A 10888-nucleotide genomic window follows, 5' to 3' on the forward strand; every position below is an offset into this window, starting at 1 on the left:
CCTAGACAGCCAGAGAGGCGCCTTTCAATGAGCACAGTCACGTCCGCCGCAGGCTCCGCGCCCGGCGCTGCCCCCACATTCCACCGTCCTTACACCAGCGAAGAGAAGCGGCATCGCATCTTCGCGATCATGGCCGCCTCCTCCGGCAACCTGGTCGAGTGGTTCGACTTCTACGTCTACGCCTTCAGCGCGCTGTACTTCGCGCCTTCGTTCTTCCCGAAGTCCGATCCGACCGCGCAATTGCTCAATACGGCGGGCGTGTTCGCCGCCGGCTTCCTGATGCGGCCCATCGGCGGGTGGCTCTTCGGGCGCGTGGCCGACAAGTACGGCCGCCGGACATCGATGCTGATCTCGGTGACGATGATGTGCGCCGGCTCGCTCGCCATTGCCTGCCTTCCCACCTACGCTGCCATCGGCGCGTGGGCGCCCTTCCTGCTGCTGGTCTGCCGGCTGTTCCAAGGGCTCTCCGTGGGCGGGGAATATGGCACTACGGCGACCTACATGAGCGAGGTCGCGCTGCGCGGGCAACGTGGCTTCTTCTCGTCGTTCCAGTACGTGACGCTCATCGGCGGCCAGTTGCTGGCGGTGCTGGTGATCGTGATCCTCGAGCAGTTGCTGAGTGAGGCCGAACTCAAGGCCTGGGGCTGGCGCATTCCCTTCGTGATCGGCGCCGTCGCAGCGGTGGTCGCGCTCTTCCTGCGCCGCACGTTGCACGAGACCCAGACCGCGGAGTCGCGCGCCAACAAGGAGGCCGGCAGCCTCGCAGGGCTTTTCAAGCATCACAAGGCGGCGTTCTTCACGGTGCTGGGCTACACCGCCGGCGGCTCGCTGATCTTCTACACCTTCACGACCTACATGCAGAAGTACCTGGTCAACACGGTGGGCCTGCCGATCAAGACCACGAGCTACGTGATGACCTGCGCGCTCTTCGTCTACATGTGCATGCAGCCGGTGTTCGGCGCGCTGTCCGACCGCATCGGGCGGCGCAACAACATGCTGCTGTTCGGTGGCCTGGGTGCACTGATGACGGTTCCGATCCTGACGCTGCTCCAGGGCGTGACCAGCCCGGTGGTCGCCTTCCTGCTGATCATCCTGGCGCTCGCGATCGTGAGCTTCTACACCTCCATCAGCGGTATCGTGAAGGCCGAGATGTTCCCGCCCGAAGTTCGCGCGCTCGGTGTCGGACTCGCCTATGCCGTGGCGAACGCGCTGTTCGGCGGTTCCGCCGAATACGTGGCGTTGGGTCTCAAGTCGCTGGGTCACGAGTCGGCGTTCTACTGGTACGTGACGGGGATGATGGTGCTCGCCTTCGTCGTGGCCTTCCGGCTGCCGCGACAGGCGAGCTACCTGCACCACGACCACTGAGCCATCGCCTCACGGGATCTTGCGCTCTCCTTGCTTGAGCAGGTCGTGGTGGATCGCGAACGCGGCCGCCTCCGTGCGGTTCGCCGATCGCGTCTTGCTGAGAATGCTGCGGACATGGTTCGCCACCGTGTTGGGGCTGACGAAGAGTTCCCGCGCGATCTGCCGATTGCCCTTGCCGACGGCGACGAGCCGCAGCACCTGGGCCTCGCGGCCACTCAAGCCGGCCGGGTAGTGCACCACAGCCGTGGCGTCGACACTCGCGCGACAGGCATCGATGCGAGCTGACAACGCGCGCATGCCGAGCGCCGCGGCTTCCGTCGCGGCTTCATCGAGCTGACCCATGGCGGCTTCTCGGTCGCCGGCGGCATCCCGGGCCAGCAGCATCTGCGCATAGCCATGGCGCGCCTGCGCCATGGCGGGCCGGGCGTTCTGCCTTTCGTTCATCTCCAGGGCCACCCGGAAGTGCGCCTCGGCTTCGCTCCATCGCTGCATCGTGGCGGAAAGCATGCCGAGAAAGGCATCGGCGGCACCAAATGATGTGATGGAGGTGCCCACCAGAAGATTGCGCCCACGCCAGGGCTCGAGCAGCTTGTACAGCTCCACCGCACGCGCCGCATCGCCCAGGGCCGCGCAAACTTGCGCAAGATAGGCCAGGCTGGCCAGCCAGACGCCGTCGCGCGGGAAGGCCTGGAAGCGGTCGTTCGCCAGGATCTCGAACTCGGCTCGCGCGTCGTCGAACTGCCCCAGCTCGACGTAGATCAGCGCGAGCCCCGGCCGCCACACGTTGGTCTGCGCGTTCTGCTGCACGAAGTGCCGCACCAGCGGCGCGACCTCCTGCAAGCGGCCCTGCTCGCGGCGCAGTGTGAACATCTGCACGCCGTAGACGCCGGCCGCGTCAAGTCCGGGCATGCGGTCGCCGATCTCGAAAGTGCGCTTGGCGAAACGCTCGGCATCGTCGAAGCGGCCTTCGAACAGCGCATGCAGGGTGCGCGACGACGATGCGACGTAACGGAAGAAGGGTTGCCGCAGTTCTTCCGAGCCTCGTGCATAGGCCTCGACGTTCTCATGCCAGGTGGCCATGTCGCCCAACTCGAAGGCGTCGAACATGCGCCAGGCGAGCGCCGAGAACAGCAGGAAGCGGTCTCCCTGCTGCCTGGCGATCTGGATGGCCTCGTCGGCACTCGCCATGCGCTCGCTGATGCGATCGGGCTGCCAGCGGGCAGAGAGCGTGGCGAGCAGGGTTGTCGCGAGCGTGCCCGGGTCGCCGGTGCGACGGGCCACGGTGACGGCCTCCTCGTGCACCTTCGCCGCCTGCGTCTCCTCGCCGCTGAAGATCAGTGCACGCGCCAATGCGCTCAGCAGTTGCGCCTTCATGACCCGATCTTCCGTCCCCAGCGCATTGAGCGCATCGCGCAGCATGCGCGCTGCCGCGAAGCCGGGCAGGCCCGGGCACCAGCTCGCAGTCTCGAAGCCGAGCGCGGCGCGCGCCAGTTCGCGGGGAGAGTCGAGCTGCATGCTCGTGCGCACGGCCTGGTCGAACACCTCGCGTGCCTGCAGGTACTCGCCGGCACGCGTGTGGGCCTCGCCGAGCGAATTCAACACGCGGCAGCGCGCGAGCGCGTCACCGCCGCGCCCGACGTCCATCGCCTGCAGCGCGAGACGGTAGTAGCGCGCGGCCTCCTCATGGGCCTGCAGGGCATCGGAAGTCCGGGCGGCCTGCTGGGCATAGTGGCTCGCGCGCGCGGCGTCGCCGCCCGGTAGTGCCGCCCAGTAGTGGTGGGCCAGCGCGGGCAGATGGAGCGCGGAATCCTCGCCATGGAGATCCTCGATCGCACGGCCGACCTTGAGGTGCAGGCGGCTGCGACGCGGCGGCGGAATCTCGTCGTACAAGGTCTCGCGGAACAGCGCGTGGCTGAAGTGGTAGCGTCCCGGCCCTTCGACGGCTTCGATGACACGGGATTGCAATGCCTCTTCGAGCGCGTCGGTGCAGGCGTCTTCCTCCACATCCTCGACGATGCGGACCAGCAGGCCGATGTCGAACGCGCGTCCGATCACCGACGCGCAGGCGAGCACCTGATTGGCCAGAGGCGACAAGCGATTCAACCGGCGGCCGATGACCTCGCGCACTCCTTCCGGAATGCGTCGAAGCCCGCCGACGGCCAGCAAGGCGGCACCGCCCCGAGGGCCTTCGCCGAGCACGTGCTCCTGGATGAGAAGGCGCGTCATCTCGGCCACGAAGAGTGGATTGCCTTCGGTCTGCCGGTGGACAGCGTCGGCCAGCGCGGGCGGCACGGCACCGCCACCGGCCAGCATCATCATGCCGACCGTCTCGTCGCGTGCGAGGCCGGTCAACCGCAGGCGCTCGAAGCCCTGGTGCCGCGCGAGTTCGCCCAGCGTGCCCGACAGCGGATGCTGTCGCGACAACTCGATGTCGCGGTAGGTGATGACGAGCAGGATGCGGCTGGCCGGCAAGTCGGGCGCGATGAATTCGAGCAGGCGCAGGGACGAGGCGTCTGCCCAATGGACATTGTCGAGCACCAGCAGCAGGGGTTGCTCCACGGCGGCGCGCTTCCAGAAGCCGGCCATGGCGTCGAACAGGCGGAAACGAGCCTGCGCGGGATCGATCGCCGGCAATGCCTGGGCGCCCGGGGGCAGCCGCTGCGCGAGGTTGGGCAGGATTTCCGCCAGGGCGGACTCGTCATGGCCGAGGACGCGTCTCGCGGTTTCTTCGTCGTGCGTTTCGATCCAGCCGCGCAGCAGTTGCAGCCAGGACCAGTACGGCGGGGCGCCGGGCTCTTCATTGCAGCGGCCCCACAGGACCTGCATGCCTCGCGCGGCAGCGCGCTGGGCGAGAACCTGCGCGGTGTGCGACTTGCCGATGCCCGGCTCACCGGCGAGCGCCGCCGTGCCGCCCGTGCCACTCAGGGCGCGGGCCAGTCCGCCTTCGAGTGCGGCCAATTCGCGCTCGCGGCCGACGAACCGTTCGGTCGAAGCCCGCGCGACGTCGTCGTTGAGGGTCACGGCAGGTGCCGCCGTCTGCAGCGCCGAACCGCAGCCATCGCAGAAGGCGGCATCGGCCCGGTTGTCTCGACCGCATCGGGCACATTGCACGGCGGGTCCTCCGGTTCCCCTGCGCGCAAGACCGCTACACGACGGCTTCGGGTCGGATCTGGCTGACTTCGATCACCACATCCGCCGGCAGCCGGGCCAGGCGTGCGGCCGTGCGGATCTCTTCGGGACTGGGTGCCTCGTAGAGGCAATAGGTCTTCTTGCGATCCGCGGAAAGAAATGAGAGCAACCAGTTCACGCCGACGTCGGCGTTGATGCGCTGGATGTTGGCGACGTCGGCTGCCGCGATCTCCAGTTCTTCCGCGTATTGGCGTTCGATAAGGAACAGTGCCATGGCCCTCTCCTGTCCACCGGGGCAACGATTGGCCCCGGGCAGACGATTGGGCGACAAATCCGCCGCACGGTCAACGTGCGCGGCATAGTCAATTCTGACCATTCGAGGGCGGCGCGGCGCTTCGCAAAATGATCAGTCCGGTGGATCGTCAACACGCTGGCGGCTTCCTAGACTTTGCTCACTTTCAAGGAGTGGTCATGTTCAACGAAGCCCATCTCGACACCTACAAGGCTCAATTGCGCGGCACTTTGATCCAGCCGGACGATGCCGCCTACGACGAGGCCCGCAAGGTCTACAACGCCATGATCGACAAGCGGCCGCGTCTGATCGCACGCTGCGCCGACGTGGCGGACGTGATCGCGTCCGTCAACTTCGCCCGCGAGAACCAGTTGCTGCTGGCCGTGCGCGGCGGCGGGCACAACGGCGGAGGACTGGGCACCTGCGACGACGGCCTGGTGATCGACCTCTCGCGCTTGCGTGGCGTGCGCGTCGACGCAAAGGCCCACACCGTGCGGGCCGAGGGCGGCTGCACCTGGGGCGACGTCGATCACGCGACCCATGCCTTCGGCATGGCCACGCCGGCCGGCATCATCTCCACCACCGGCGTGGGCGGCCTGACGCTCGGCGGCGGCATCGGGCACCTCTCGCGGCGCTTCGGATTGACGATCGACAACCTGCTGGGCGTCGACATGGTGCTCGCCGACGGGAGCTTCGTCACCGCCAACGCCAAGGAGAACGCCGACCTGTTCTGGGCGGTGCGCGGCGGCGGCGGCAACTTCGGCGTGGTGACTTCCTTCGAGTACCGCCTGCACCCGCTCAGCACCGTTGTGGCGGGTCCGACCTTGTGGCCGATGGAGCGTTCCGCCGAAGTATTCAAGTGGTATCGCGATTTCATCGGCAAGGCGCCCACCGAGCTGAACGGCTTCTTCGCCTTCCTCACGGTACCGCCTGGTCCGCCTTTCCCGGAGGAGTTGCACCTGAAGAAGATGTGCGGCGTGGTCTGGTGCTACAGCGGCGATCCGGCGCAAGCCGAAGAGGCGCTCGCGCCGGTGCGGGCGATGAACCCCGCGCTATACGGTGTAGGGCCCATGCCGTACCCGATGCTGCAGAGCGCCTTCGATGCGCTGTACCCACCCGGACACCAGTGGTACTGGCGCGCCGACTTCGTGAACGAGCTGCCCGACGAAGCGATCGGGCTGCATGTGGAGTACGGCGCGCAGTTGCCGACGATGCAGTCGTCGATGCACCTGTACCCGATCGACGGCGCAGTGCAGCGCGTCGGGCGCAAGGACACACCCTTCAGCTATCGCGATGCACGGTGGGCGTCGGTGATCGTGGGCGTTGACCCCGACCCCGCGAACCGCGACCGCATCACCGACTGGTGCAAGAACTACTGGGACGCGTTGCACCCCTATTCGGCCGGCGGCGCATATATCAATTTCATGATGGACGAGGGAGAGGACCGCGTGAAGGCCACCTACCGCGAGCACTACGACCGGCTGGCGGCCATCAAGCGGCAGTACGACCCGGGCAATCTGTTCCGCGTGAACCAGAACATCCGGCCTGTGGCCACGGCCTGAGGGGCCCGTAGCGCGGAGTCAGGCTTCGGCTTCCCACAGCGTGGGATAGTGCCGGACGAAGCCATCGGAGGTGACTTCGAGCATGGCCGCGTAATCGAAGCGCGGCGCGGTGTACCAGTATTCGGCCTCGCCGCGCCGTTCGTAGTTCTGCTTGAGTTCGCTCAGGCTCCCGCTATCGAGATCGAGCCATGCCGCCGGGGCGTCCGACGTCTCGCCCGGGGCGAGGTGCAGCCGGCGCAGCGCCAACAGGTTGGTTGCCGGCGTGAAGCCCAGATCGAGGTCGACACAGTGGCCAAGCTCAGGCACCGCTGCATCGTTGAGCTTCCAGCTCCCGTGCGAGTCGCGCACGATGGACATGTCGATCGCCTCGCTGCCGAGCCAGCCGCGAACCGTGCTCCATTGGGTGTGCCAGGCGCGATCGCAGCGCACCCGGTAGTGGAGCTGGGCAATGCGGCCGTCTTCGTTGCGAAACGCCGCGGCGCCGTCGATCTGCCAGTTCTCGCCGTTGCGATCGAGACGGCACACATCATGACCGGGGGTGCCGAGCCGGCGCCAGAGCATGAATGCGATGGTCTGCATACGTCGGATGATGGCACCGGGCACCTGCGATGCGCAAGCCTGGATTGCATCCGCGCGCTGTCGGCTCCGGTCAGGAACGTCCAGATCACGTAGAGACTGGGCGCGCAGGCCATGTCGAACATCGTCCGCACCGTGCGCCGCACCAAGGGCGCGTTGACGAAGGCCCCATTTGAGTGCGGTCGCTCGTGACCAGCGCGCAGTGGGATCGCCGGCGAAGCGCGCCCAGCCTGCGTCAGACGACAATATCGGCCGTGACTTCCGCACCGATTCGCCGCATCGCCCACCTGGACATGGATGCTTTCTATGCATCGGTCGAACTGCTGCGGTACCCGCAACTCAAGGGCCTGCCGGTGGTGATCGGCGGCGGGCGCCGCAAGGTGGACGAAGCGATACGCGACCTGCCGGAAGGCGCCACGCTGGCGGATATTCCGATCGAGGCTTTTCCGCTGCTGAAGGACTATGCGGGAAGAGGCGTCATCACGACTGCAACGTATCCGGCACGCCAGTTCGGCGTGGGCTCCGCGATGGGACTCATGAAGGCCGCCAAGCTGTGCCCGCAAGCGATCATCCTGCCGGTGGATTTCGATGAGTACCGCCGGTTTTCACGTCGGTTCAAGCAGGTCATCACCGAGATCGCGCCCGTCATGGAAGACCGGGGCGTCGACGAGGTCTACATCGATTTCACCGATGTGCCCGGCGGCCAGCGCGAAGGCGGGCGTGTGCTCGCGCGGCTTATCCAGAAGGCGATCTTCGACGCGACCGGGCTCACCTGCTCGATCGGCGTCGCGCCCAACAAGCTGCTGGCGAAGATGGCGAGCGAGTTCGACAAGCCCAACGGCATCTCGGTGGTGTTCGAGGACGATCTTCAATCGCGCATCTGGCCGTTGCCGTGCCGGAAGGTGAATGGAATCGGCCCCAAGGCGGACGAGAAGCTCCAACGGCACGAGATCCGCACGATCGGCGAACTCGCGGCGCGCGATCGCGAGTGGCTGGTCGCGAATTTCGGCAAGGCTAGCGGCGCCTGGATGCATGAGGTCGCCTGGGGGCGCGACAGCCGGCCGGTCGTCACCGAGAGCGAGCCCGTCTCGATGAGCCGTGAAACGACCTTCGACCGCGACCTGCAGGCGGTCCGAGACCGTGCCGAGCTCGGCGCCATCTTCACGCACCTGTGCGAGAAAGTGGCCGAGGACCTGCAGCGCAAGGGCTACGTCGGCAAGACCATCGGCATCAAGCTGCGCTACGACGATTTCAAGATCGCGACGCGCGACCAGACCATCGACCATTTCACCGCCGACGCCAAGGCGATCCGGCAGATTGCAGGCCGATGCCTCAAGCGGGTGCCGCTGGAACGGCCGCTGCGCCTGCTGGGTGTGCGCGTGGGCGCGCTCGCCAAGGTGGGCCATGCGGCCACGGTGGCGGCAGATCAGCCGAAGGCGGGCAGCCGTCGCCGAGTGGCGGAAGAGGCCGGGTCGGCGGCACAGACTGCCTCGCTTTTCTAACCCGCCCTTCAACGCGCCGGCACGCCACCTTGCCATTGCGGCCAGTTGGTGACTATGTGGTCGACCACACGGCTGCCGACCAGCTCGATGTTCTGCACGGTTTCAGCAAAGCCACCCGCGGTTTCGCCGGGTGCCGGATCCAGATGCTGCAGCGTGGTTTCGCGCGGATTGCCCTGGTCGAAATTGACGGCGCCGCGCAGGCTCATCACACGGTCCGTACCATGCGTGCGCTTGATCACGAGAGTGATCGCGGCAGCTTCCATCTCGGTGATCACGTAATCGTCGGCCCCGTAGAGCTTGGCGATGTACTGCGCCTGGTTCGACATGCCAGGCCCGTGAAAAAAAGTGTCGCCGGTCATGTGCGTACCGGTGCCGACGAAGGGCGCACGCCGCGCGGCGGCTTGCGGGTAGCGCATGCGGTAGTTGCGCGCGGAGTCCGCGTCCTTCAACGGTGTATCGGCCGACAGCTTCATGGCCCAGGCGACGAGTTCAGGGTTGAGCTTGAAGCGGCGGTACTCCTCGTAGCCCTTTCGCGGCATGAAGGTCGGCTCTCCGGCCTTGTTTTCTTCCGGTGCCCATCGGTGGCCGAGGTCGTAGTCCACGAGCCAAGTGGCCCAACTCACCTCGCCGATCGTGCCGCGCGAAGGCGGCGTGCCGGCCACGCCCGAGATCACGTAATAAGCTTTGGAGAAATCGAAGTTCGGATTCAGCAGGATCGCCTGCATCGATGACGACGAGTTGACCTTGCCCATGCCTAGCACCGCGCCACACACCCCACCGGCATTGCAATAGACAGGCGACAGCGCACCGGGAACAGTGATCGGCGTGGCGCCTTTCCAGTAGCGCTCGTACCAATGCTGGAACTCCCCAGCGCGATCGCCGGTGTTCTGGCCGATCTCGAACATGGCAGCGACGAACACCTTGACCTTGACGGGCTCGGCGAGCTTCGGCGTCGGGGTGGACGCACAACCGGCGGCGAGCGCGACAACGGCGGGCAGCGCCAACCAACGGGCGCGAGTGGACCAGACTGGGAACATGGGATCTCTCCGAAGAAACAAGGGGAAGGGACGTCGACACAAGTGCGCAACGCACCGGCAACGTTTGTGGCGTCCTACACCGGCGCGGGTCCGGTGCCATCACGCTGCGACGCATCTCCTGCTGCGTCTTGTGCACGATTGTCGCAAACCTCATGCCTGTATCAAGTCATCGCCCTGCTCCGCTCTCCAACGGGCTTGTCTATGTCGACTCCGCCATGCCGGGATGGCAGCGGGTGAAGCGAGGGGCGACATTTCGCTACCGTGACGGCGGGGGTGGATGGGTGAGGGATGTCGATGAGCTTTCCCGAATTCGGCAGCTGGCGATTCCGCCGGCGTACCGCGATGTCTGGATCTGCCCACTGGCGAATGGCCATCTGCAGGCGACCGGTTTCGATGCACGGGGGCGGAAGCAATACCGGTATCACGCGGATTGGCGCGCCCTGAAGGACGAAACGAAATTCGATCGGCTTGAAGCCTTCGGCCGAGCGCTTCCGAAGATTCGCAACCGGGTGGCGCGCGACATGCAAATGGGGCCTCGAGCGCCTTTGGACCGCCAGGTGGTGCTGGCGACGCTCGTCCGCCTGCTCGACACGACCTTCCTGCGGGTGGGGAATGAGGAATATGCAAGCAGCAATGGCTCGTATGGCCTCACGACCCTACGCAATCAACACGCGGACGTGCGCGGAGCGGCGTTGAAACTGCGTTTTCGCGGCAAGAGCGGCGTGATGCACGACGCGAACGTCAGTGATCCTCGAATCGCGAAGATCGTCCGCCGATGCCAGCAACTTCCGGGACAGGAACTCTTCCAGTATCAGAGCGAAGACGGCGAGGTTCGAGGCATTTCGTCAACCGATGTGAACGATTACTTGCGCGAAATTGCAGGTGCCGACTTCACAGCCAAGGATTTCCGTACTTGGCACGGGACAGTGCAGGCGCTAGAACTGACACGCCTGGCGTGCGAAAGTGCCGATGCAAGAAGCGAATCGATTTCACGGTTCAGCGCGAAGGAAATTCTGGCTGCCGTGGCCGCCCAGCTCGGCAATACGCCGGCGGTCTGCAAGAAAGCCTATGTGCACCCGGCCGTACTCGCGCTCGGTACCGCGCTTGCCGGTGATGCCGACGTAATGAATGGCATCTGGGCAAAGATCGCACGCGGCACACGAAGCACGCGCCATCTACGCATAGCCGAAGCCAGATTGCTGGCCTTTCTGGGCCAGCATCGTCGTGAAACGCGACGCAGGGCAAAAAAGTCTACGGAACCGATGAAGTCAACGTAGCCATCTATCGCGTTACCCGAGAGCGGTCATTCGCGGTGCGGACGCAAAAAAGCCCAGCCTTTGTGGGGCTGGGCTTTTCTGGGCTGTAAGAGCCTGACGATGACCTACTTTCACACGGGAACCCGCACTATCATCGGCGCTGAGGCGT

The 10888-nt window shown here is 65.8% G+C and carries 8 protein-coding genes; 4 read left to right on the top strand and 4 right to left on the bottom strand.

Annotated elements, in window-relative coordinates; all coding sequences use genetic code 11:
* Positions 1 to 27 precede the first annotated feature (27 nt).
* Positions 28 to 1365 (top strand): MFS family transporter, encoded by a 1338-nt coding sequence (locus tag QTH97_RS07825; protein WP_286567527.1) that lies wholly within the window; start codon positions 28 to 30, stop codon positions 1363 to 1365.
* Between the two features lie 9 nt (positions 1366 to 1374).
* On the opposite strand, the gene QTH97_RS07830 is transcribed toward QTH97_RS07825, so the two are convergent.
* Together QTH97_RS07830 and QTH97_RS07835 are read right to left on the bottom strand one after the other, a co-directional pair.
* Positions 1375 to 4476: a helix-turn-helix transcriptional regulator gene (locus QTH97_RS07830; RefSeq protein WP_286567528.1), complete on the bottom strand. Its 3102-nt coding sequence runs from the start codon at positions 4474 to 4476 to the stop codon at positions 1375 to 1377.
* A gap of 34 nt (positions 4477 to 4510) precedes the next feature.
* Positions 4511 to 4768, bottom strand: a complete 258-nt coding sequence (locus tag QTH97_RS07835) for a DUF4242 domain-containing protein (protein WP_286567529.1) — start codon at positions 4766 to 4768, stop codon at positions 4511 to 4513.
* A 197-nt stretch (positions 4769 to 4965) separates the two neighbouring features.
* Here QTH97_RS07835 and QTH97_RS07840 point away from each other — a divergent pair, with 197 nt between their 5' ends.
* Positions 4966 to 6348, top strand: coding sequence for an FAD-binding oxidoreductase (locus tag QTH97_RS07840; RefSeq protein WP_286567530.1), 1383 nt, complete (start codon positions 4966 to 4968; stop codon positions 6346 to 6348).
* An 18-nt stretch (positions 6349 to 6366) separates the two neighbouring features.
* Here QTH97_RS07840 and QTH97_RS07845 read toward each other — a convergent pair whose 3' ends face one another.
* Positions 6367 to 6927 carry a putative glycolipid-binding domain-containing protein gene (locus QTH97_RS07845; protein ID WP_286567531.1) on the bottom strand — a complete coding sequence of 187 codons (561 nt, stop codon included), beginning with the start codon at positions 6925 to 6927 and terminating at the stop codon, positions 6367 to 6369.
* A 290-nt stretch (positions 6928 to 7217) separates the two neighbouring features.
* Here QTH97_RS07845 and QTH97_RS07850 point away from each other — a divergent pair, with 290 nt between their 5' ends.
* On the top strand, positions 7218 to 8426 hold the full coding sequence (locus tag QTH97_RS07850; RefSeq protein WP_286567572.1) for a Y-family DNA polymerase: 1209 nt from the start codon (positions 7218 to 7220) through the stop codon (positions 8424 to 8426).
* Between the two features lie 8 nt (positions 8427 to 8434).
* Here the strand turns inward: QTH97_RS07850 and QTH97_RS07855 are convergent, their stop codons facing one another.
* Positions 8435 to 9463, bottom strand: coding sequence for a purine-nucleoside phosphorylase (locus QTH97_RS07855; RefSeq protein ID WP_286567532.1), 1029 nt, complete (start codon positions 9461 to 9463; stop codon positions 8435 to 8437).
* 152 nt (positions 9464 to 9615) lie between these two features.
* Here QTH97_RS07855 and QTH97_RS07860 point away from each other — a divergent pair, with 152 nt between their 5' ends.
* The gene (locus tag QTH97_RS07860) at positions 9616 to 10740 is read left to right on the top strand and encodes a DNA topoisomerase IB (protein WP_286567533.1); all 1125 of its coding nucleotides are present in this window, start codon (positions 9616 to 9618) and stop codon (positions 10738 to 10740) included.
* Positions 10741 to 10888 lie beyond the last annotated feature (148 nt).

It is taken from the genome of Variovorax gracilis, from assembly GCF_030317115.1.
In the GTDB taxonomy this organism is placed as follows: domain Bacteria; phylum Pseudomonadota; class Gammaproteobacteria; order Burkholderiales; family Burkholderiaceae_C; genus Variovorax; species Variovorax gracilis.